The following is a 21,891-nucleotide window of genomic DNA, read 5'->3' as shown; positions in this document are numbered from 1 at the left end:
GTTCTCTCCTTGACGTGGGATCCGGCCGCTCACAGGTCCCCCATCCGTCGGATGACGGGGGCCACTCGCTGCACGCCGTGGCGGTAGGCGCCGCGGGCGGCCCGGCGCACGATCTGGCGGACGGGTCCGGGCTCCTTGTCGGCGGCGGGCGCGCCGGGCAGCGGGGCGCCGTCGGGGCCGAGGTGGTGGCGGGCGAGGATGCCGGGCAGGTAGCCGGGCGCGGTCTCGGGTGTGTAGTAGGGGTTCAGGGGCGGCAGGGCGCCGGGCCGGTCCAGCAGCTTGGTGATGCGTTCGCGGGCGGTGTCGAAGGCGGTCTCGTAGGAGCCTTCGGCCGAGACGCCCTGCCGGGCCGGCCACCGCGGGTCGACGGCCGGGCGGTGGCCGGCGTCGAGCTGGTCCCAGGAGGCGAGGCAGCCGGAGCCGGTGAAGTGGTGGTTGCCGAGCACCTCGCGCACGCCCAGGTCGGTCAGGACGACCGTGGGGATGCGCCGGTGCAGGGCTTCGAGGGCGGCCGTGGAGCTGATCGTGACCAGCAGGTCGGTGCGGTCCAGCACCTCGCCCATGTGCCCGTACACCAGGCGGAAGTTGGCGGGCGGCGCCATGCCCTGGACCAGCTTCTGGTACGGCAGTTCCTCGATGTGGGTGGTGTGTTCGCCGGGCTTGGAGCGCAGCTTCAGCAGCACCTCGCGCTCGGGGTGCCTGCGGGCGTGCTCGATGAGCCGGTTCAGCAGGTAGGTGCGGTCCCGGCGGCTGTCCGGGACGGAGGGCTGGGCCGCGAACACCACGGTGTACGGGTCGTGTTCGCCGGCGTAGGGCTCCCCGCCGAGGAAGGGCAGCGCGACCTCGGTGACCGCGGAGGCGTCGGCGCCGACCCCTTCGTAGACGGCCCGGAAGCGGTCCGCGTCGTGGGCCGAGTTGGCGAGGACGAGGTCGGCTCCGTGGCGCAGCAGCAGTCCGTCGGCGAGCTTCTCGTAGACGACACCGACGTATCCGGTGACGACGACGGGGCGCCTGCCCGAGGCCCAGGCGTTGCGCAGCCCGTGCAGCATCGCCTGCACACCGCCGCCGACCAGTGCGAGGACGAGGATGTCGTACGGCTCCTCGTCGCTGTCGCTCATCGCGCGCAGGAACTGGACGCCGGTGACCTCGCTGAGGGAGTCGGCGCGGACGCCGACCTCCCGGAGCTGGCGGGCGGTGGGGGTGGCTCGTCCGCGCAGGAGGTAGCCGTCGAGCCGGACGTCGGCACCGGTGGGGGTGAGTCGCTGCGCGGTGAGCGCGCCCCATTTCCACCGGGTGTCGGAGTCCGCCAGGACGGCGATCCGCAGGGACTTCGTTGCACTTGCTGGCACGTCGAAGACGCTAGGAAGGCATTGAGAGGTTCCGCCCAACCCGAATGCAACAAACGGTTAACAGCACATCGCCGAATGGCGAATCGGGCCGTGATCGGCGTGGAAAAAGACCTGGTTCACAGCTTCGCCACGCGTCGTTCACCCTGCATCAAGCCGGCGGTCAAGACGAATGACGGGCTTCGCCCTAACGTCCGTGACGTGGTCAAGCTCTCCGTCATCGTGCCGTTCTACAACGTGCAGCAATACGCGCCCGACACCCTGAGGAGCCTCGGTGCGAACGCGCGTGAGGACTTCGAATTCATTCTCGTCGACGACTGTTCCCGCGACGGGACACCAGAGATCCTCGCGCGCGCGGAGCGCGAGCTGCCGGGCGCGGTCCTCGTCCGGCACGAGCGGAACGGGGGGCTGGCGACCGCCCGCAACACCGGCATCGACCGGGCGCGCGGCGAGTATCTGACCTTCCTGGACGGGGACGACTGGCTCGCCCCCGGCTACTACCCGAAGCTGGTCGCCGCCATCGAGGAACTGGGCTGCGACTTCCTGCGCACCGACCATGTGCAGTGCACGGCGCGGGCCCGCGCCGTGCACCGGGTGCCGGTCGGGCGGCGGAACGTGGTGCTGGACCCGCGCGAGGCGATCCTGCCCGCCGACCGGTCGACCTCCGTGGACTACGCCTACGCCTGGGCCGGCGTCTACCACCGCCGGCTGGTGGACAAGGGGCTGCTGCACTTCACCGACGGGCTGCGCACGGCCGAGGACCGGCCGTGGATCTGGAAGCTGCACCGGGAGGCGCAGTCGTTCGCCGCGGTCGGTCTGCTCGGGGTGTTCTACCGGCGCGGGGTCGCCTCCTCACTCACCCAGATCGGTGATGTCCGTCAGCTCGATTTCATTCGCGCTTTCGACCAGGTCGTCGCGGAAACCGCCGAGGACCCGGAAGCCGGTGCGTTGCTGCCGAAGGCCGTGCGAACGTATTGCGCCATCATTTCCCATCACCTGGGATCCATCGAAAGGTTCGAGCCGGCGGTGGCGAGAAAACTGAAATCCATGAGTTCCGCCGCGCTGCGGCGCATGCCGCAGGACGTCCTGGACGACGCGCTGGACTCCATGGACCTGCAGCGCGCCACCAAGCTGCGCCGGCTGCGCCGCCGCCCCGTCGCCGCGGGAGCCGCCGCGTGACCACCCAGATCTTCCAGGCGTCGACGCTGTACGGCACGGCCACCCTGGCCGCCGCCCTGGACTCCGGCTGCTTCCGCCCCGCCGACCGGCGGATCCTGCTGGTCTGCAACAACGCGGCTACGCCCGAGACCACGCCGGGACCGGAGCTGATGCCCGGCTTCGAGCGGCTGCGCGAGCGCTTCGACGAGGTGCTGTCGTACAACGAGGCGCTCTTCCCCTTCCACCCCGGCGGCTGGGCTCCCCGGCCGGAGGACCTGCCGCTCTGGGAGCGGTATCTGCGCCACGAGTGGCGGCTCGGGGACGAGGACGTGGAGCTGGCCGTGGAGTCGATCCAGGTCAACCCGTCGCTCTCGCTCGCCCAGATCTTCACCGGCTGCCCGGTCACCGTCTACGCCGACGGCCTGATGAGCTACGGCCCCACCCGGAACAAGATCGACCCGCTGGTCGGCACCCGGGTGGACCGGGTGCTCCACCTCGACCTGGTGCCGGGCCTGGAGCCGCTGCTGCTCACCGAGTTCGGTGTCCCGGCGGAGATCGTGCCGACGCCCGCCTTCACCGGGGTCCTTGCCGAGCTGGCGCCGCCCACCGGGAATCTGCCGGACGTTGAGGAGCCGGCGCTGCTGCTCGGCCAGTACCTGTCCGCGCTGGGCATCCTCACCGCCGAGCAGGAGGAGGAGCTGCATGTGCGGATGCTGCGGGGTGCCCATCGGCTCGGGCACGGCACGGTGGTGTTCAAGCCGCACCCCACCGCCCCCGCGCGCTTCACCCGCACCCTGGAGGAGGAGGCGGAGCGGCTCGGGGTGGACCTCACCGTGCTGGACACACCAGTCCTCGCCGAGGTGCTGTACCAGCGGATGCGTCCGGCGCTGGTCGTCGGCTGCTTCTCCACCGCCCTGCTCACCGCGTCCGCGCTGTACGGCCTGCCGGTGGCCCGGGTCGGCACCGGGATGCTGCTGGAGCGCCTGACGCCGTTCGAGAACAGCAACCGCATCCCGGTCACCGTGGTCGACGCGCTGCTGCCGGACCTGGACGACCAGGCCGCGGTCCGCGAGCGGAAGCCCGGCATGGACGTGGCGGCGCTGGGCGCGCTGGTCCGCGCGGTGGGCTTCGCGATGCAGCCGAAGATCCTGCCCGGGCTGCGCGTCGAGACCGAGCGGTACCTCGCGGGCCGTCTGGACGAGCGGACCCTGCGCTACTTCAAGCGCAAGCGCCTGACCTCACTGGCGCTGCCCGGTGGGGTGCCGTCCCAGCTCGCGTTCATCCCGCGCAACGCGACGGTCCGCCGGATGGCGCGCAAGGCGCGCGGTCTGCGCCGGGTCGTACGGCGCTGATCCCCCTTTTCTCCGCCAGGGCGGGCCCTTCCCGGGCCCGCCCTTCGCGGTGTTCAGCGGCCGAGGATCGTGCGGATCCGGGCCGCGTTCTCCTGGGTGACCTTCCAGAGCAGTTCCTGCCGGTCGTGGACGTCGGCGACGGTCCGGTCGTGGTGGTCCAGGATGTCGAGGGCCCGCTCGGTGAGCACCTCGCCCAGGTTCCGCTCGTGCACCGAGACACCCCACTCGGGGCGCTCGATGTCGCTGAGGAAGTACGCCATCTTCGGGTGCGAGATCAGACTGACGACGGGCGTGCCGACCCCGAAGGGGATCATCCCGGCGTGCCCGCGCATGCCGATGACCAGCTTCGTCTTCGCGTACGTTTCGCGGATGGTGTCGTTGTCGAAGTCGTACATCGGGATGACCGGCAGCGAGATCCCGTGTTCGCGGCGCAGGTCGAAGGCGATCCGCTCGTCGTCCAGGGAGTGGGCGACGCAGCGGACCTCGGTGTGGGCGCCGATCGCGCGCACGGCCTTCGCCGTCTCGGCGAGGAAGTGCCCGTAGTCGTGCCCGAAGCGCAGGCCCGCCCGGTCGTAGGCGGCGTTCAGCAGGACGGTGTCCTCGCGGTACGCCGGGTCGGTCCAGCCGGCCACCAACTGGCGCATGACCGTGGTCGGGCAGGGCTGGAAGACGATCCGGTCGTGCAGCTCGGGCGGGAGCAGGGAGCGGACCCTGGCGATGGAGCCGTGGTTGCGCAGCCCGAAGAATGCGGACTTCTCCACCAGCAGCCGCAGGCTCTCGTTGAACCGCCGGGCGCGGTACGACTGCCCGTCGAAGGCGTTGAAGCCGACCGCGAACACCATGATCGGCACGTCGACGGCGCGCAGGTGCTCGTCCGGGACGTTCCACTGCCAGGCGCTGTTGCCGTTGGGCATGGTGTCGGGGATGAACAGTCCGCCGCCGCCGATGACCAGGCCGCGCCGGGCGTTGACCCGTTCCAGGGCGGCCTTGTCGAACAGCCGGTGGGCGTGGACGGAGGTCCAGCGGCGGGAGGTGGTGTCGGGGCCGAAGGCGAGCCGGACGGTCTCGGGCAGCAGCTTGTCGCCCGCGTTGCCCTGCCGGTCCATGTAGAAGGCGACGTGGGCGAGCTGGTCCTCGGCGGCGCCCTGTTCCTGGGCGGGGACGGCGGCGGCGCGCTGGGCCCACAGGCGGCTGGAGCGGTGGGTGGGGTCGACGGTGAGGCCGGCGGTGGCGTGCCGCAGCGCCTCGGCGTTGTCGCCGTGCACCCAGGCCATCTGGGCGAGGCGGGCGTAGGCGGTGGCGGCCCGGTTGGGGGCGGCGGTGGCCAGCAGGAGCTGGGTCTTCGCCTCCGCGTAGCGGGAGACGCTCATCAGGGCGTGCCCGAACACCTCGTGCGGCCAGGCCTCGTCCAGCGGGATGCGCACACCGCTCAGGATGTCGACGGCGTCCTGGTACTCGCCGGCCGCGATGTGCGCGGCGGCGACCTTGCGGGCGGCCTCCACGTCCCCGGTGCGCCGCACGTGCGGGGTGCCGTAGTGCACCAGCAGGTCGTGGTGGAGGGTGCCGCCGCCGCCCAGGTAGGCCGCGTGGAACTCGGCGTCGGACAGCTCGAACTCCCGCCAGCGCTCCTCGGCCCGCTGGTATCCGGCCTCGCCGCCCTGCCAGGGCTTGTGCCGGCCGGTGAAGTGCAGGATCGCGGTGTCGTCCGGGACCGGCAGGTCGCCGGACAGGCGCCGTTTGACGAAGTTGTAGCGGGTGTCCAGGCGGACGAAGTCGCCGTCGAGGACGGCGTTGAGGATGCCCTGGTCGTGCTTGTCGAGTTCGTAGCCGCCGCCGCGCCCGACCGCGTCGAGCCGCGCGCAGAACGCGTCGGAGAGGTACTCGCGCTGGATGACCAGCAGCCCGGAGTTGAGCTTGTGCTGCCCGTAGAAGAACTGCGGGACGGCCGCGAGTCCCTCGCGCAGTGCGAGCAGTTCGCCGAGGTCGCCGAGGACGACCATGTCGGTGTCCAGGGTGATGACCGTGTCGTAGTCGCGCAGCCGGAAGACGTCGAGGATGAAGTACGCCTTGCGCACCAGGTAGTTGTCCTGGTCGCCCTTGACGTAGGAGTCGTAGTGGGCGGCGTCGACGCGGCGCAGCACGATCCTCGGGTGCAGGGCGCGGATGCGGGCGACGGAGGAGGGCTTGAGGTCGTCGTGGAGGACGACGAAGTCCTCGCAGACGCCCGGGTTGGTCAGGGCGAGGCTGCGCAGCAGGACGAGGAACCCGGGCAGGTAGTTCTCGTCGACGAAGCTCGCGAAGGCGATGCGCCGCTTCTTGGTCAGGGCGTGCGCGGAGGTCTCCGGTGTTACCGGGGTGGCGGTGGTCATCGCAGGGATATCCTCAGGTCGGTCACGCTCTGGGCCCGCTCCATGACCCATGCCTTCTCGCTGGTGTATTCGTGCACGGACGTGATCGCGAGCTTCATGGCCTCCGGCACGCGGTAGGCGCCGGACTCGTAGAAGTCGAAGCCGATCAGGTCGAGGGTGGGGCTGACGTCCAGGAAGTCCAGCAGCCACAGCATGTTGAAGCCGGTGGTGGGGATGCCGGACCAGACGTCGTTGCCGAGCCGGCCGATGTTGCGGACGGGCCAGCGCAGCGACTCGTCGCCGAGGTACCGCTGGGCGCCGGGCACCAGACGGTTGCGCAGCGAGTGCTTCCAGTCGCCGGAGACGCCGCCGAAGACGAGCCGGGTGGTCACCGGCTTGTCCCAGTTGAAGCCGTGCTTGTGGATGGTGGCGTGGATGTCGGTGCGGCCGCCGGTGTGCTTCGGGTCGATCCGGTAGGAGTTGAAGCGCACGACGAGGTCGTAGTCGTCGATCCGGCCGCCGAGGCCGCTCTCGCCCACACGGCCGGAGTTGGCGATCAGGCACACGGACTTGCCGGCGATCAGGTTGCGGAACTCGCCGAGGCCGATCCAGTGCACGCCGCCGACGGTGGGGTCGGCGACCGGGCCGCGCATCCGGACCCGGCGCTGTTCGGCGTAGAGGGCGACGGCCTCGGTGAGGTCGCCGCCGGGGACGCCGGTGCGCAGTTCGAGGTACTGGCCGAGCAGTTCCTGCCGGTCGGCGACCGGGGCCTGCTCGGCGGCGAGCGCCAGCAGGGCGCCGACCAGGCGGGGTTCGGCCGCCTCCCAGTCGCCGCGGGCGTGCAGGGCGAGGCCCTCGGCCCAGACGTCGGTGGCGGGTGCGTCGGCGAAGCCGGCGGCGCGCGGGCACTGGCGCTCCAGCAGGGCGAGCAGGTCGCGCTCGCGCTCGGCGGCCCGGCGCAGCCCGGTGATCCGGGCGGCCACGCCGAAGCCGTCCTCCTCGGTCAGCTCCAGGTAGCGCTCGTACGCCTCGACGGCCTCCCGCTCCTCGCCGAGCGTCTCCAGGACGCGGGCGCGCAGCCGCCACCCGGCCCGGGAGTTGCGGCGCCGGTCGAGGACGGTGTCGCTGATCCGCAGGGCGAGGTGCAGTTCGTCGTCGTAGCCGCATTCCAGGGCCTTGCCCGCGACGGCCAGCAGCGCGTCCAGCAGGTCGTTGCTCAGGCCGCCGGCGGGTGCGGCGGGCCCTTTTACGGCCCGCTTGAGCAGCGCGGTCGCGCCGCCGGCCGGGGCGGGCGCGGGGGTGGCGGTGCCGGTGGTGCTGACCACCACGAGCAGCCTGCGCAGCTGCTCGGCCAGTTCCGTGCGCCGACGGTCGAGGCTGCCCACGAGTTTGCCGCTGTGAACGGCACAGGCGTGCAGGCAGTCCTCCAGTCCCCCTCCACGAGCGGGCGTCCGCCGGTTCTGGACCCTCGTCATAGCTCTCCTGATGTGTGCCAAGCAAAGACTGTGTATACGGCGGCATGCCATGGGTTTGCCGAAACGTGGGGGTTGATGGAGAAACTAGGAAGCCAAAACGACGCCCAGGTGAACGAATTCGGACGACACGGCGAATGGTTGGGCTGTCAACCAAGTCATTTCTGTGATTCGCCCAGGTACCGGTGATCCAGTACTTCCGCACCGGGGACTTTCACAAAAGGGATCGGGATTATCAGCGGTTTATCGACTAGGTTCTGGGGCACCATGCCTGCTTCTTCGCCTTCCCTCGCCGCCGTTCCCGCTCCCCCGGTGCCCGAGGCGGGCCAGTCCCCCGCCGCCCGCGCCGGACGGCGGGGCCGGCTGCACGCCCTCGACGGCCTGCGGCTCGTGGCCGCGCTGATGGTCTGCCTCTACCACTACGCCGGACGCGGCGGCACGGTCTCGGAGTCCTGGCACCAGAGCCCGTCACGTGTCTTCCCGACCCTGTCCCAGGTGGCGACGTACGGCTGTCTGGGCGTCCAGTTCTTCTTCGTCATCAGCGGTTTCGTCATCTGCATGAGCAGCTGGGGCCGCAGTCTCGGCGACTTCTTCCGGTCCCGGGTCGCCCGTCTCTACCCCGCCTACTGGGTGGCGCTGGTACTGGTCACCGGCGCCGCCCTGGTGCTGCCGGCCGTGGTGCGCGCGGTCCGGCCGGACGAGTTCCTGGTCAACCTGACGATGCTGCAGCAGCCCATGGGGGCGCCGCGGGTGCTGGGCGTGTGCTGGACGCTCTGGGTCGAGGTGCGCTTCTACGCGCTGTTCGCCCTGTTCGTCGTCGTACGCGGGGTCACCTACCGCCGGGTGGTGCTCTTCGCCTCCGTGTGGACGCTGGCGGCGGTGGTGTGCCGCACCAGCGGCAACGCGCTGACAAACCAGATCGTCATGCCGGAGTACGCGCCCTTCTTCGTCGGCGGCCTCGCCCTCTACCTGATCCACCGCTTCGGCAGCGACCTGCTGCTGTGGGGCATCGTGGCCGTCTCCTGGCTGCTCGGGCAGAGCACCGCCACGACCGGGCTCTGGCATCCGGGCGCGCACGGCGACTTCGTCCGCAGCCCGCTCGTGATCGTGCTGATCGTCACCCTCGCCTTCGCCGCCGTGGCGGCCGTGGCGCTGGGCTGGACCCGGCGGGCGAACTGGCCCTGGCTGGCCACGGCCGGCGCGCTGACCTACCCGTTCTACCTGGTCCACGAGCACCTGGGCTGGTTCGTCATCCGGGTGCTGCGCCGCGGCCTCGGGCTGCCCGCGTACGCGACGCTCGCGACGACCGTGCTGGGCATGCTGCTGCTGGCGTGGCTGATGCACCGGTTCGTGGAGAAACCATTCGGCCCGCGACTGAAAAGGGCACTGAAGAAAACTCGTACACCTGGAATTCCGGCGTCGTTCACCTTGCCGAAATAGGGAAAGGAAACGGCCGGCCCGGCGCCCGGTCCGGACGTTGTTCATCCGTTCACCTTTTCTTGGCTTCCGCACCGCCCCTCGGGGCAGACACCGTGATGCCTTGCCGCCCCCCACAGGCTTTCGCAGGGATCTCACAGACTGCCTATCGAGGGAGTGCATCCGCCCCATGGCCACCACCCAGGAAACGACGCGACCGCCCCACCGCCTCGACGACGTGCCCGGCTGGTTCCCGGTGCTCGACCAACTGCTCTTCGACTGGTTCCTGAACCTCCAGGAGGCCTCCGGAACCCGCGGCGACCTCCTGGAGGTCGGCGTCTACCTGGGCAAGAGCGCGATCTTCACCGGCCGGCACCGGCAGCCCGGCGAGCGGTACACGGTGTGCGACCTCTTCGAGGGCGACGCCCCGGACAACGCCAACCGGGCCGAGTCGACCAAGTCCTACGGCGCGCTGACCCGGCACGCGTTCGAGGAGAACTACCGCTCCTTCCACGACGAACTGCCCCGTGTGCTCCAGGGGCCCAGTTCCCTGGTGCGCGCGGAGGTCGCGCCGCGCTCCTGCCGGTTCGCGCACATCGACGCCTCGCATCTGTACGAGCACGTGCGCGACGACATAGGCGCGGCCCACGACCTGCTGCTGCCCGGCGGCACCGTCGTCCTCGACGACTTCCGCTCCGAGCACACCCCGGGCGTGTCCGTGGCCACCTGGGAGGCCGTGCTCAACCGGGGCCTGCGCCCCATCTGTCTGAGCACACAGAAGCTCTACGGCACCTGGGGCGATCCGGAGCCGGTCCAGGAACGGCTCATCGCCATGGCGCGGGAGCGGTCCGACTGCCACCTGAGCGTCCAGGAGGCCGCCGGGCACCGGATCGTCCGGCTGAAGTCCAGGGGTATGAAGGCGCCGGAGTTCCCGCCCTCCAGGCACGCGAGGGCGGCCGCCCCAGGGGCACCCGGACGGCCGGCGCCGGCCCCCGCGGTGCCGGCCGCACGCCACGGCGGCCGGGCCCGGCGGGTCGCGGTCGACCTGCTCCCGCCCGTCGTCACGCGGGCGATACGCAACGCGCGCGCCGCCAGGGGCTGACCGGCCGCACGCCCCCGGTGTCCCGCCGGGCCGCCCGGACGGGCGGCCCGGCGGGCCCGCGTCCTACGCGCTCGCCAGCGACAGCTTGACCGCGAAACCGAGGAACAGGGCGCCCGCCGCCGAGGTGGCCGTGGCCGACAGCCGCTTGCGGCGGCGGAAGGCGGCGGCGAGCCGGGTGCCGCCGAATATCAGCGCGCTCAGGTACAGGAAGCTGGCCGCCTGCGCGAAGGCGCCGAGGACGACGAACGAGAGGGCCGGGTAGGCGTAGCCCGGGTCGACGAACTGCATGAAGAACGTTTCAGAATCAAACTGCACGCTCGCGCCCATGACCGCTACCAAGACCTGGAGGCTCATGCGGGCGAACAGGGCCGCAGCATCGTCAAGGTGGGACACGCCAGCCCCCTACACGCTTGCCAGAGACAGCTTGACGGCGAACCCCAGGAAGAGCGCCCCGGCCGCCGAGGTGGCCCCTGCGCTGAGCGCCCTCCGGCGACGGAACGCAGCGGCTAGGCGAGATCCACCGAAGATGAGCGCAGACAGGTACAACACGCTTGCCACCTGGGCGAGTACGCCCAGAGTCACGAACCCCACGACGGGGTTGGACTCTGACACGAACTGCACGAAGAAGGCGACGAAGAACAGGATCGCCTTGGGGTTGAAGAGGCTGACGACGAGAGCGCGGCGGAACGGCCGCTCCTCGGCCGCGACGACGGCCGCGGTCTCTTCGACGGCCTTCTCCCGCCGGGTCCGCCACATCTGCCACGCGGACCGCATCATCCCGATCGCCAGCCAGGTCAGATAGCCCGCGCCGGCGTACTTCACGATGCCGAACAGCACGGCGTTGGCCTGCAGCAGCGAGGCGACCCCCGCGGCGGACAGCGTCATCAGCACGGTGTCCCCGCACCAGACCCCGGCGGCGGCGGTGTAGCCGGACCGGACGCCGCGCCGGGCGGCGACGGAGAGCACGTAGAGCGAGTTGGGACCGGGCAGCAGGACGATGAGGACGAGCCCTGCCAGATAGGTGGGGAGATCGATGACGCCGAACATGGCAAGGAGTGTCGCACGGGGGTACGACAGTGCGGCCGGGGATTTCGGAGGGCGAGACGGGCCCGGGCTCAGAAGGCGTCCGAGGGCACGTAACCGCCCCAGACCGACCGGAGGGCGTCGCACACCTCGCCCACCGTCGCCCGCGCCCGCAGCGCCTCCCGCATCGGGTACAGGACGTTGTCCTCGCCCGCCGCGGCCTTCTTGAGCGCGGTCAGCGCCGCGTCCACCGCGCCCCCGTCCCGCTCGGCCCGCAGCCGGGCCAGCCGCTCCGCCTGCCGGGCCTCGATGGCCGGGTCCACGCGCAGCGGCTCGTAGGGCTCCTCCTCGTCCAGCCGGAAGCGGTTGACTCCGACCACCACCCGCTCACCGGAGTCGGTCTCCTGCGCGATGCGGTACGCGTTCCGCTCGATCTCGGCTTTCTGGAAGCCCTGTTCGATCGCCGCCTCCGCGCCGCCCAGGTCCTCGACCCTGCGCATCAGGTCCAGCGCGGCCGCCTCCACGTCGTCGGTCAGCCGCTCCACCGCGTAGGAGCCGGCGAAGGGGTCGACCGTCGCCGTCACGTCCGTCTCGTGCGCCAGCACCTGCTGGGTGCGCAGGGCCAGCCGGGCGCTCTTGTCCGTCGGCAGGGCGATCGCCTCGTCGAAGGAGTTGGTGTGCAGGGACTGCGTGCCGCCCAGGACGGCCCCGAGGGCCTGCACCGCGACCCGGACCAGGTTCACCTCCGGCTGCTGCGCGGTCAGCTGGACGCCCGCCGTCTGGGTGTGGAAGCGCAGCATCAGGGACTTGGGGTTCCGCGCGCCGAACTCCTCCCTCATCACCCGCGCCCAGATCCGGCGCGCCGCGCGGAACTTGGCGACCTCCTCCAGCAGCGTCGTGCGGGCCACGAAGAAGAAGGACAGGCGGGGCGCGAAGTCGTCCACGTCCATGCCCGCCGCCACGGCCGTGCGGACGTACTCGATGCCGTCGGCGAGGGTGAAGGCGATCTCCTGCGCGGGCGAGGCGCCCGCCTCGGCCATGTGGTAGCCGGAGATGGAGATGGTGTTCCACCTGGGGATCTCGGCGCCGCAGTACTTGAAGATGTCCGCCGTCAGGCGCAGCGAGGGCTTCGGCGGGAAGATGTACGTCCCGCGCGCGATGTACTCCTTCAGGACGTCGTTCTGGATGGTGCCGGTCAGCCGGTCCGCCGGTACGCCCTGCTCCTCCGCCACCAGTTGGTAGAGGAGCAGCAGCAGGGCCGCCGGGGCGTTGATCGTCATCGACGTGGAGACCTGGTCCAGCGGGATGCCGTCGAACAGCACCCGCATGTCCTCGATCGAGTCGATGGCCACGCCGACCTTTCCGACCTCGCCGTGCGCGAGGGGCGCGTCGGAGTCGTGGCCCATCTGGGTGGGCAGGTCGAAGGCGACGGAGAGTCCGGTGGTGCCGTGGGCGATGAGCTGCCGGTAGCGGGCGTTGGACTCCGCCGCCGTACCGAAGCCCGCGTACTGGCGCATGGTCCAGGGGCGGCCGGTGTACATCGTCGGGTACACCCCGCGCGTGTACGGGTATTCGCCCGGTTCACCGAGTCTTCCGGCCGCGTCCCAGCCGGTCAGGTCGCCGGGTCCGTAGACCGGCTCGATCGGCAGCCCCGACTCCGACTCACGTGCCATGGATGCCTCCGCAGTACGTTCCGACACCTCCTCACCATGCCCCGTAGTTCGGCGGCGGTCACGCGGGGAAGCATCTCCGGCATGAGGATCCCGGGGAGATCTGCCGCCGTACTCGCCGCACTCGTCTCGGCCGCCGCCCTCGCCGCGCTCAGCGGCTGCACCGTGCAGCAGGCAGGCGCCGACGGCAAGCACCACCTGCCGTTGCGCATCGAGCTGCCGTCCAGCCGCGCTCCCACCGCCACCCGGACGGCCGAGTCCGGCGGGTCGGGCGGGACGGCCGGGCCCGGCGGGCGTGCCGCCCCGACCCCCGCCGCCAGGACCGCCGGGCCCGCGCCCCGGGTGCTGTGGTCGCGCGGCGACAGCGGTACGGGCGTGCGCGAGCTGCAGGCGCGGCTGCGCCAGACCGACTGGCTGTTCGACGGGCCGACCGGGACGTACGACGATCTGACCCAGCGGGCCGTCAGCGGCTTCCAGGGCAAGCGCGGGCTGCCGCGGACCGGGGAACTGGACACCGTCACCTGGCAGCGGCTGCTGGGCATGACCCACCGGCCCGGCAAGTGGGAGCTGTACCTGATGGGCGGTCAGCCGGCCGACGCGCCCGACCCGCGCTGCCTGACCGGGCGGGTGCTGTGCGTCAGCAAGAACAGCCGGACCCTGCGCTGGATGGTCGACGGGCGCACGCTCGAGACGATGTCGGTCCGCTTCGGCAGCCAGTACACACCGACCCGCGAGGGTGTGTTCCACGTCTACTGGAAGTCACGGCACCATGTGTCGACGCTCTACGACTCCCCCATGCCGTACGCGCTGTTCTTCAGCGGCGGCCAGGCGGTGCACTACTCGTACGACTTCGCGGCCCGGGGCTACGCGGGCGGCTCGCACGGATGCGTCAACGTGCGGGACGAGGCGGCGATCGCCGCGCTGTTCGCTCAGGTGCGGGTGGGCGACAAGGTCGTCGTCCACTGGTGAGGGATTCGGGGCGCGGGCGGGACCGGGGGAACGTGTCCCGCCCGCGCCATATGCACGAGCCGTAGGTACGGGGGGAACCCCGGCTCAGTGCGACGGCCGATGACCAGTCGGCTCACTCATTACTGCGTCGGGCGGTCCGGAAACGTCACACCTCTCGCGAAAAAAATTTCGCGATCGATAAAACCGCAGGTCACAGGGGCGAAGAGGGCCGAGGGTAGCGGTCAGAGGGCGGAGTACGTGGGGCTCGGCGAGGGGAGCGGAGCGGTGCCGCTCCGGCCGGGGGCCAGGGGCGTGCGGGCCGACGGAGAGGGGGGCGCGGCCGCGCCCCGGTGCCGGCCGCCGTGATGACCGCGCCCTCGGCCGTCCTCGTCGCCGCCCTGGCCGTTCTCGTCACCCTTGCCGGTGCCGCCCTTGTCCTTGCCTTTGCCCTTGCCCTTGCCGCCGTTCTCGCCCTTGCCCGAGTCGTCGCCCGAGTCGTCGTCGGCGTTGTCGTCCCCGCCGGTGGAGAGCCGTCCCGCCAGGACGGAGTCGCAGTACTTGCCGACCCGGGCGGCACCACCCGCCAGGCCCTCCAGCGCCCGCTTGCGGCTGTTGCCCAGGCCCTTGCCGTCCCGGATGTCACGGCAGGCCGTGGTGGCGTCCCGCCACCAGCCGCCGGTGGTCCCGCCGGACGCGCCGGGGCCGGGCGTGTTGCCCTTGTCGGTGCCGGTGGTGGACCCGCCCGAGAGGGCGCCGCCGGCGGACGCGCCGGGGCCGCCGCCCGGGGTGCCGGTGCCGTTGCCGGGGCCCTGCGGGATCCGGGCGGAGGGTGAGACGCGTGGCTGTCCGTGCGTCTCGTCCGCGGAGACGGAGGCGGCGGGAGCCGGGCGGTCCTCCTGGAACGGGATGGGCAGCACCCCGCTGCCGGCCGCCATGGCGACCCCGCCGAGCGTGCCGGCGGCCACCGCGGCGGCGAGCGTCAGGCGGACCGGCCGGGCCCAGCGCGGGCGGCGGGAGCGGCTTCCGGAACGGGCCGGGGCACCGATGCGGACCAGGCCCTCGCCGGTGCCGCCCGCGAGGGGTGCGGCTTTCCCGCCGGGGGCGCCGTCGGCGAAGGCCGCGGCGGTACGCTCGGCCTCGGCCGCCTCGCGGGCCTTGCGGAACGCGGCCAGCGCGGCTTCCTCACCGCGCAGTTCGCCGCTCGCGTCGGCCGCCGGGACGGAGAGCGCGCTCAGCGTTTCGGCGAGCCGTTCGGCCTGGTCACGGACCGCGGGGTCGAGGAATTCGAGCGACTCGCCGCGCAGCAGACGTTCCGCCGTTTCCCCGGTGAGCCACTCGCCAGGGGCCCGGGGGTCGTCCCCCGGAGAATCACAGCGCTCGTCGGCCATCACATGTCCTTCTGCGTCCGCGGACGCGTATGCGTCACAGTGGCGGACGTCACCGCGCGGCCACGCGGTTCTCGCTGGGGCGGCAGCGCGTCGAGCACACCCGCCGATTCCGGATCGCCGCCGAGCAGTTCCGCGAGCCGTTTCAGACCCCGGTGGGCGGCGGTGCGTACGGCGCCCGCGCGTTTGCCGAGCGTCTCGGCGGCGGACTTGGCGTCGAGGCCCATCACCACGCGCAGCACGACCGCTTCGGCCTGGTCCTGCGGGAGCCGCGCGATGAGCGAGAGGGTGCTGTCGGTGGCCAGGGCCTCGATGGCCTCACCGGCCGTGTCGGAGTCGGCGGCCCGGCCGGTCAGTTCCGTTTCGTCGCCGCCGATGGCGGGTCGGCGGCCGCGCATCCGTATGTGGTCCAGCGCGCGGTTGCGGGCGATCCGGGCGGCCCAGCCGCGGAAGCGGTCGGCGTCGCCGCTGAACCGGTCGAGGTCCCGGGCGATCTGGAGCCACGCCTCGGACGCGACGTCCTCCGCGTCCGGGTCTCCGACCAGCGTGCGCACGTATCCCAGCAGTCTCGGCTGCACCGCGCGGTACACCGTCCGGAACGCGGTCTCGTCCCCGTCCTGTGCCGCACGCACCGCGGTGGTCAGCTCCGCGTCGTCCCCCAGCACCGCACTCCCTTTACGCCATGTCTTCGGTCCGGCGCGAAAGGCACGTTACGGCGAGAAACCCGCCCACGTCCATGTCTGTAGAAGATGCAACTAACTCGTGACACGTCAGGGCGCGACGGGGTGTGACAGAAAACGCACTCTTGGCGCTGAAGAAAGTACGGGCCGCCGCGCGGCCCGTGAAGCGCGACGGCCGGGGCCTCTCCTGTGGGGGGTGGCGGCCCCGGCCGTTGCCCTGGCCCCGGACTCACGCCCGGAGCGGGGTCACTTCGACTCGCCGGCCCGCTTCGAGCCGGCCGCGCTCTGGCCGGAACCGCCGCTGTTGCGCGCGTTGTCGCCCGTGCCGCCGGCCGAGCCGTTGCCGGTCCCATCGCCCGAACCGTTGCCCGAACCGCCGCCCGTGCCGTTGTCCGGGTGACTCGGCTGCGCGGGTGACGTCGTCCGCGCCGGGCGCGCCGGGCGCGCCGACTGCGCGGCGCAGTAGTCGGCGACGTCGTCCTCGCCGCCCGCGGCCACGACGAGCCGCTGCCAGGCCGTCGAGTCCAGCGCCTTGCCCCGGCCCCGGACCTGCTCGTAGGCGCGGCAGTGCGCGCGCAGGTCCTGGGCGGTGGCGGGGTGGTGCGGACGGGCCGAGGGGGCCGCGGACGCGGTGCCGGCCGGCTCGGCGGCCCGCTGCCCGGGCGCGCTGCTCACCGGCGGCCGCGTACGGCGCGGGCCGGTGCCGTCGTCGTCGGGCCCGGCGAGGCCGGGGGAACCCATCGTCGCGAAGGCGACGCCGCCCAGCGTGAGGCTCGCGAGGAACACGGAGAGCGTGGTCCGCACCGAGAGCCTCGCGCGGCGCGGCCGCCCGGGCCGCCAGTCGTCCCGGCGCCGGGTCCGCGCCGGCCGCTGCCCGGAGTCCCGGGCGGTGCGGAAGGCGGCCACGGCGCGCCGCTCGGCCTCGGGGTCGACGCCGTCCGTGCCGTCCGCGCGGAGCGCGGCGGCGATGCGGGCCTCGAACCCGGCGTCGGGACCGGCCGGCGCGGTGCCCAGGACGGTACCGGCGGGGTGCCCGCGCCGGCGGGCGGGCAGCCCCTCGCCGCTCAGCCGTTCACCCATGCCTGTTCCCGTCCCTGGTACGGCCCGCCGGATCGCCCGGGGAGCCTCGTGCCACTGCCTCTGCCGGCTCCGCTGCCGATGCCGCTACTGCCTGATCTATACGGCCGTCGGCCGTCGGCGTTCACTTCGACTCCCCCAGCGTCCGGGGGCCGCCATCCGTCACACCCTCGTCCGCCGCGCCCGGCCCGCCGAGCTGACGGGCGAGCCGCTTGAGTCCGCGGTACGCGGCGGTGCGGACCGCGCCGGGGCGCTTGCCGAGGACCCGCGCCACGGAGGGGCCGTCGAGGCCGACGACCACCCGGAGCAGGACGGCCTCGGCCTGGTCGCGGGGCAGGGCGCGGACCAGTTCGAGGGCCCGCTGGGTGGAGAGGGACTCCAGCGCCTGGTCGTACGTGCTGTGCGGACCGGGCAGGTCCAGTACGTCCTGTTCGAGCACCGTCGCCGCCCGGGGCCGTACCCGCTGTCTGCGCAGGTGGTCCAGTGCCCGGTGGCGGGCGATGGTCGCGGTCCAGCCGCGGAACCCGGCGCCGTCGCCCTTGAACCGTCCGAGGTCGCGGGCTATCTCCAGCCAGGCGTCGGAGGCGACGTCCTCCGCGTCCTCGCCGACCAGACCGCGCAGGTAGCCGAGCAGACCCGGCTGCACCATCCGGTACGCCACCGCGAACGCGGTCTCGTCCCCGTCCTGGGCCCGCGCGACGGCGGCGCCCAGTTCCCCGTCGTACGCCTGTACGCGGCGGGGTTCGCCTCGCTGGCCCAAGAACCGTCCTCGTCCGTACCGGGCACGGGCCGTCCCCGAGCCCCAAGGTCATCAGCGCCGCGGCTCACAGATTTGTCACAGTCCCGCGGCGCCTTCACCGAAAGCCGTCAGGCGGCCACCCTGCGCGCCCGGCCGTGCAGGGTCAGGTAGAAGGTCTGCAGGGACTCCTCGGGGCCGCCGGCCTCGAAGCGGTTGACGACCTTGCCGAGCGGGTTCCAGACCCGGCCGTCCCCCATGCGGACGCCGGCCGGCTGCCCGAAGTACGCCCGCTGGCCGGCGTCGAAGTCCACCCACACCGCCCCCGCGCGGCGCACCAGCACCTCACCGACGTACGCCCCGAGCCCGAGCAGCGTCCCGTGGACCCGTTCCCGGTCGGTGCCGCCCTTGCGCAGTCCGTCGATCAGGAAGTCGACGAGCCGCAGGCTGCGCTCGGAGTAATCCAGCGGCAGCCGGTTGCGGGCGGTGACCCGCGTGACGAAGGCGGCCGCGCACGCCCGCATCTCCTCGGCGCACGGCAGGCGTTCGCACACTTCACGCATGGGACGGTTCCCCCTCGGCTCGGCAGTGGGAGAACACCGGTCCGGATTCCCCCGGTTGCTCAAGCGGAGGCACCCCCGCGAACATCACGGGTAACGGAAGTGTCGATCACCACACAGGAAAGTCACAGGTGGCGTACAACCTTCGGAGCCGTTCGCGCATCGTGCCCGGCGACCGGAGCCGCGGCGTTCAGTGCTTCGGCGGGACGGGATCGACGCAGTCCACGAGCACCGCGCGGTGTGCCGTGTCGACGTGGAAGGAACCGGTGTAGCGCCCTTGGGTGATGGACCGGTCGAGCCGGTCGCTGTGCCGCCATCGGGCGTCGCCGGGAAGGGACTTCACGATCTCGTCGGGCAGCCCCTGCGGAGCCTTTGCGACCGGGTCCGCCCCCAGGTCCTCGACGATCCCGGCGAAGGCCGCGGGCGTGAGTTCGACGACACCGACGAGCCGCACGTCCGTCGGCCCGGGCACGCGTCCGTCGCCGGCGTTCAGGACCACACCGCACCAGTGCGCCCGCTCCGGCGTCCCGAAGACGGGGAAGCGCTTCTCGATCGGCGCCGGGTCGGAGCGCACGGAACACCGGCCCTGCCCGTCCCCGCCGTCGTCCGGCGCGGCGCACGAGGTGAGCGGGGTGAGTGAGGCGAACACCACGATTCCCACGATGAGTTCGCGAATGTGCCCCACTGCCGACCGCCCGCTCCGCTCGTCCGTGCCGGACCCCTGGTGTCACCGGGTGTCCGGGCGACCGTCCGGACCGACCGTACCGCGACCCGCCGTGCGGGGAGCGGCCGTTCGGGCGCGCGACCGGGGCCCGGGCCGGGGCCGGGCCAGGGTGACGTTCCGCGGGGGCTGCGCGCTGAAACAGGTGTCACCTGTGTGGCAGGTGATGTCTCCGTGTTCATTCTCTAGGGGTGGGACAGTTGAGTCCTCGCAGGACCCATGCGTACAAACCGCTCAGTCTCAAGCGACGGGCGTGGCTGACGCTCGGCGCCGTGGTGCTGGGCGGTGCCGGGGCCGTCACCTACGCGGTCGCGGACCCGGGTGCGCACAACGACGGCAAGGGGGCGGGCCGCAAAGCCTCCGTGCACACAGTGAAGCTGGCGGACCAGGGCGGGGGCCGCCGCGGGCTGGGCAAGAGGGACACCGAGCGGTTCAGCGCCGCGCTGCTCACCTGGGACAACGAGCGGGCCGGGCTGAAGGGCACACCGGAGCTCCGCTACCGCTCGAAGGAGACCGGGAAGTGGTCGGACTGGGCGAAGCTGCCCGACGACCCGTTCTCCGCCGACGGCGCCGAGGGCGCGCGGGCCGAGGCACGCGGCGGCACGGGGTCCATGTGGACGGGCGACGCGGACGGCGTCGCGGTCCGGGTGGTGAACGCCGACGGCACCACGACGGCCGGGCTCCCGGCGGGGATGGACGTCAAGCTGCTCGACCCGGGCACGGACCCGGCGGGCAGCCCGCAGCCGGCCGCGTTCGCCGCGGACACCACGTCACCGGCGCCGTCCGACCCGTCGTCACCGACGGATTCCCCGGCGCCCAGTGACTCGGTGTCGGCCCCGGACACGTCGGCCCCCTCGCCGTCGGTGTCCGACTCCACCGGCGCGTCCGCCTCGCCGTCGGTGTCCGACTCGGTCTCCCCGTCACCGTCGAGCACCGTCCCGGAGCCGCGACCCTCCACGGTCGTCAAGCCTCCGGTCATCACGCAGGCCGAGTGGGGCGCCTCCACGGACTACGACGGCACGCCGAGCTACGGCACGGAGATCAAGGCCGCCGTCATCCACCACACCGGTGTCGACAGCGACAACACGGTGTCCTGCGCCGACTCGCGGGCCCGGATGCGCACGATCCAGCAGGAGCACTTCTCCCGCGGGTACTTCGACATCGGCTACAACTTCGTCGTCGACCGCTGCGGCCAGATCTTCGAGGGCCGCAGCGGCGGCATGGACCTGCCGGTGGTGGGCGCACACGACATCGGGTTCAACACGAACACGGTCGGCATCTCCTACATCGGCAACTACGTGTCGGCGAAGCCGGCCCGGGCCGCGCTCGACTCGATCGCCCGGATCGTGGCGTGGAAGTTCGGGATGTACGGCATCGACCCGACCGGCAAGGTCACGCTGACCTCCGGCAGCCCCAAGGGCCAGGACGGCAACCTGATCGACAAGGGCCAGGACATCACCCTGCCCCGGGTCTTCGGGCACCGTGACACCAACGCCACCGCCTGCCCCGGCGACAACCTCTACAGCAAGCTGTCCCTGATCGCCGCCCTGGCGAAGACCCCGGGCATCTCGCACGCGCTGCCGACCTCCGACCGCGACCGGGACGGTCTGGCCGACCTGGTGGCGGGCACCCCGAAGGCGAACTCGGTGACGGTCGTGCCGGGCGGGGTGGACGGTCCGGTCCCCACGAAGAAGCTCACGCTCACCCAGAGCAGCCCGGGCGTCCCCGGCTCCTCCGAGTCCGGTGACAGCTTCGGCGCCGCCACCGCCTGGGGCGACGTCAACGGCGACGGCTTCGCCGACCTCGCGATCGGCGTGCCCGGCGAGGACGACACCACCGGCCACGCCGACCGGGGCGCGGTCACCGTCATGTACGGCCCCGCTCTCGACAGCGGTTTCTCCTACGCCACGTCGGGCAGCGTCACGGCGACCGGCGCCAAGCTCGGCTCCGCCGTCGCGGTCGGCGACTTCAACGCCGACGGCAAGGCGGACGTCTTCTCGGCAGGCACCGGCACGGGCGGCAACTGGAACGTCCGGCTGACCGGCGGCGCCACCACCTCCGGCACGCTGACCACCGCCACCGGCTCCGTCGCCTACCTGGACGCCGCGACCGGCGACTTCAACCGGGACGGCTACGCCGACGTCGCCCTCAACTACCGGGACGCGGGCGGCATCGGCCGTGTCCTGCGGTTCGCCGGCTCGGCGACGGGCCTGACCAAGGCGGGCGTCATCTCGGTCAAGGGCGGCCGGTCGATCGCCGCCGGCGACGTGAACGGCAACGGCTACGACGACATCGTCATCGGCCAGCCGTACACGAGCGAGTCCGGGGGCAAGTCGGGCGGCCAGGTCACCCTGGTGCCGGGCTCCTCGACCGGGTTCACCACCACCGGCATGGTCACCGTCCACCAGGACACCACGGGCGTCCCCGGCGGCAACGAGTCCGGTGACGCGATGGGCGCCTCCGTCTCGGTCGGCGACTACAACGGCGACGGCTACCCGGACGTCCTGACCGGTCTGCCCGGCGAGGACATCACGCGCGGCGGCGTCAACCAGGCCGACGCGGGCTCGGCGCTGCTCATCAAGGGCGGCGCCTCGGGCCTCACCGGCTCCGGCGCGGTCGCGGTCTCGCAGGACACCTCGGGCGTGCCGGGCAACACCGAGAGCGGTGACAAGGCCGGCTCGTCGGTCTCCCTGACCGACCTGTCCGGGTACGGCCGCGCCGACCTCACGCTCGGCGTGGCGGGCGAGGACAGCGGCAACGGCATCCTGATGTACCTGCCGAGCAACAGCTCGGGTCTCGGCTACAGCCAGACGGCCGTGCTGAGCAGGACGATGCTCGGCACCCCGGAGGGCGCCGGGCTGGGCGTGACGCTGACGCCGTAGCACCCGTGCGGCGCG

General features: G+C 72.3%; 18 protein-coding genes. 6 read left to right on the top strand and 12 right to left on the bottom strand.

Annotation, left to right across the window (positions count from 1 at the left end; genetic code table 11):
* Window positions 1–29 precede the first annotated feature (29 nt).
* Window positions 30–1,349, bottom strand: coding sequence for a DUF6716 putative glycosyltransferase (locus tag ABZ478_RS04355; RefSeq protein ID WP_359545245.1), 1,320 nt, complete (start codon window positions 1,347–1,349; stop codon window positions 30–32).
* Window positions 1,350–1,547: 198 nt separating this feature from the next.
* On the opposite strand from ABZ478_RS04355, the gene ABZ478_RS04350 reads away from it, so the two are divergent.
* Both ABZ478_RS04350 and ABZ478_RS04345 read left to right on the top strand, forming a co-directional pair.
* Complete coding sequence (locus ABZ478_RS04350; RefSeq protein ID WP_359545871.1) at window positions 1,548–2,525, top strand: glycosyltransferase family 2 protein; 978 nt, start codon at window positions 1,548–1,550, stop codon at window positions 2,523–2,525.
* On the top strand, window positions 2,522–3,856 hold the full coding sequence (locus tag ABZ478_RS04345) for a polysialyltransferase family glycosyltransferase (RefSeq protein WP_359545243.1): 1,335 nt from the start codon (window positions 2,522–2,524) through the stop codon (window positions 3,854–3,856). The genes ABZ478_RS04350 and ABZ478_RS04345 overlap by 4 nt, the downstream gene beginning before the upstream one ends.
* A 53-nt stretch (window positions 3,857–3,909) precedes the next feature.
* On the opposite strand, the gene ABZ478_RS04340 is transcribed toward ABZ478_RS04345, so the two are convergent.
* Entirely contained in the window at window positions 3,910–6,225 is a 2,316-nt protein-coding gene (locus tag ABZ478_RS04340) for a glycosyltransferase (protein WP_359545241.1), read from the bottom strand.
* The gene (locus ABZ478_RS04335; protein ID WP_359545239.1) at window positions 6,222–7,679 is read right to left on the bottom strand and encodes a hypothetical protein; all 1,458 of its coding nucleotides are present in this window, start codon (window positions 7,677–7,679) and stop codon (window positions 6,222–6,224) included. The genes ABZ478_RS04340 and ABZ478_RS04335 overlap by 4 nt, the downstream gene beginning before the upstream one ends.
* A gap of 264 nt (window positions 7,680–7,943) precedes the next feature.
* Between ABZ478_RS04335 and ABZ478_RS04330 the strand changes: the two genes are divergently transcribed.
* Together ABZ478_RS04330 and ABZ478_RS04325 are read left to right on the top strand one after the other, a co-directional pair.
* On the top strand, window positions 7,944–9,116 hold the full coding sequence (locus tag ABZ478_RS04330) for an acyltransferase (protein ID WP_359545238.1): 1,173 nt from the start codon (window positions 7,944–7,946) through the stop codon (window positions 9,114–9,116).
* 166 nt (window positions 9,117–9,282) lie between these two features.
* Entirely contained in the window at window positions 9,283–10,194 is a 912-nt protein-coding gene (locus ABZ478_RS04325; RefSeq protein ID WP_359545236.1) for a class I SAM-dependent methyltransferase, read from the top strand.
* A gap of 63 nt (window positions 10,195–10,257) precedes the next feature.
* Here ABZ478_RS04325 and ABZ478_RS04320 read toward each other — a convergent pair whose 3' ends face one another.
* From ABZ478_RS04320 to ABZ478_RS04310, 3 genes are all read right to left on the bottom strand, one after another.
* On the bottom strand, window positions 10,258–10,587 hold the full coding sequence (locus tag ABZ478_RS04320) for a LysE family transporter (RefSeq protein ID WP_359545234.1): 330 nt from the start codon (window positions 10,585–10,587) through the stop codon (window positions 10,258–10,260).
* Window positions 10,588–10,596: 9 nt separating this feature from the next.
* A complete protein-coding gene (gene leuE / locus ABZ478_RS04315; protein ID WP_359545233.1) occupies window positions 10,597–11,241 on the bottom strand; it encodes a leucine efflux protein LeuE in 645 nt (214 codons plus the stop codon).
* A 68-nt stretch (window positions 11,242–11,309) separates the two neighbouring features.
* Window positions 11,310–12,890 carry a methylmalonyl-CoA mutase family protein gene (locus tag ABZ478_RS04310; RefSeq protein WP_359545232.1) on the bottom strand — a complete coding sequence of 527 codons (1,581 nt, stop codon included), beginning with the start codon at window positions 12,888–12,890 and terminating at the stop codon, window positions 11,310–11,312.
* Window positions 12,891–12,971: 81 nt separating this feature from the next.
* Between ABZ478_RS04310 and ABZ478_RS04305 the strand changes: the two genes are divergently transcribed.
* Window positions 12,972–13,856 (top strand): L,D-transpeptidase family protein, encoded by an 885-nt coding sequence (locus ABZ478_RS04305; RefSeq protein WP_359545230.1) that lies wholly within the window; start codon window positions 12,972–12,974, stop codon window positions 13,854–13,856.
* Between the two features lie 221 nt (window positions 13,857–14,077).
* Here the strand turns inward: ABZ478_RS04305 and ABZ478_RS04300 are convergent, their stop codons facing one another.
* The 6 genes from ABZ478_RS04300 to ABZ478_RS04275 all read right to left on the bottom strand — a co-directional run bounded on the left by ABZ478_RS04300 (window position 14,078) and on the right by ABZ478_RS04275 (window position 18,925).
* Entirely contained in the window at window positions 14,078–15,223 is a 1,146-nt protein-coding gene (locus ABZ478_RS04300; RefSeq protein ID WP_359545228.1) for a hypothetical protein, read from the bottom strand.
* Entirely contained in the window at window positions 15,223–15,885 is a 663-nt protein-coding gene (locus ABZ478_RS04295) for an RNA polymerase sigma factor (RefSeq protein ID WP_358937973.1), read from the bottom strand. Before ABZ478_RS04295 ends, ABZ478_RS04300 begins: the two co-directional genes overlap by 1 nt.
* A 261-nt stretch (window positions 15,886–16,146) precedes the next feature.
* Entirely contained in the window at window positions 16,147–16,980 is an 834-nt protein-coding gene (locus ABZ478_RS04290; RefSeq protein ID WP_359545226.1) for a hypothetical protein, read from the bottom strand.
* A 121-nt stretch (window positions 16,981–17,101) separates the two neighbouring features.
* The gene (locus ABZ478_RS04285) at window positions 17,102–17,737 is read right to left on the bottom strand and encodes an RNA polymerase sigma factor (protein ID WP_359545224.1); all 636 of its coding nucleotides are present in this window, start codon (window positions 17,735–17,737) and stop codon (window positions 17,102–17,104) included.
* Between the two features lie 107 nt (window positions 17,738–17,844).
* On the bottom strand, window positions 17,845–18,276 hold the full coding sequence (locus ABZ478_RS04280; RefSeq protein WP_359545222.1) for a hypothetical protein: 432 nt from the start codon (window positions 18,274–18,276) through the stop codon (window positions 17,845–17,847).
* Between the two features lie 187 nt (window positions 18,277–18,463).
* On the bottom strand, window positions 18,464–18,925 hold the full coding sequence (locus ABZ478_RS04275) for a hypothetical protein (RefSeq protein WP_359545220.1): 462 nt from the start codon (window positions 18,923–18,925) through the stop codon (window positions 18,464–18,466).
* Between the two features lie 269 nt (window positions 18,926–19,194).
* Between ABZ478_RS04275 and ABZ478_RS04270 the strand changes: the two genes are divergently transcribed.
* Entirely contained in the window at window positions 19,195–21,876 is a 2,682-nt protein-coding gene (locus tag ABZ478_RS04270) for an FG-GAP-like repeat-containing protein (protein WP_359545218.1), read from the top strand.
* The last annotated feature ends 15 nt before the right edge of the window (window positions 21,877–21,891 follow it).

Source organism: Streptomyces sp. NPDC005706, from assembly GCF_040631045.1.
Lineage (GTDB): Bacteria > Actinomycetota > Actinomycetes > Streptomycetales > Streptomycetaceae > Streptomyces.
Note: the sequence above shows the minus strand (reverse complement) of the source record. Positions and strands in the feature narration are given on the sequence as shown.

Bases quoted from the DNA above. Each gene is read 5' to 3' on its own strand.
- leuE (WP_359545233.1), bottom strand. From the start codon at position 11,241: ATGTTCGGCGTCATCGATCTCCCCACCTATCTGGCAGGGCTCGTCCTC.
- ABZ478_RS04290 (WP_359545226.1), bottom strand. From the start codon at position 16,980: ATGGGTGAACGGCTGAGCGGCGAGGGGCTGCCCGCCCGCCGGCGCGGG.
- ABZ478_RS04305 (WP_359545230.1), top strand. From the start codon at position 12,972: ATGAGGATCCCGGGGAGATCTGCCGCCGTACTCGCCGCACTCGTCTCG.
- ABZ478_RS04325 (WP_359545236.1), top strand. From the start codon at position 9,283: ATGGCCACCACCCAGGAAACGACGCGACCGCCCCACCGCCTCGACGAC.
- ABZ478_RS04280 (WP_359545222.1), bottom strand. From the start codon at position 18,276: ATGCGTGAAGTGTGCGAACGCCTGCCGTGCGCCGAGGAGATGCGGGCG.
- ABZ478_RS04335 (WP_359545239.1), bottom strand. From the start codon at position 7,679: ATGACGAGGGTCCAGAACCGGCGGACGCCCGCTCGTGGAGGGGGACTG.
- ABZ478_RS04340 (WP_359545241.1), bottom strand. From the start codon at position 6,225: ATGACCACCGCCACCCCGGTAACACCGGAGACCTCCGCGCACGCCCTG.
- ABZ478_RS04310 (WP_359545232.1), bottom strand. From the start codon at position 12,890: ATGGCACGTGAGTCGGAGTCGGGGCTGCCGATCGAGCCGGTCTACGGA.
- ABZ478_RS04300 (WP_359545228.1), bottom strand. From the start codon at position 15,223: ATGGCCGACGAGCGCTGTGATTCTCCGGGGGACGACCCCCGGGCCCCT.
- ABZ478_RS04330 (WP_359545238.1), top strand. From the start codon at position 7,944: ATGCCTGCTTCTTCGCCTTCCCTCGCCGCCGTTCCCGCTCCCCCGGTG.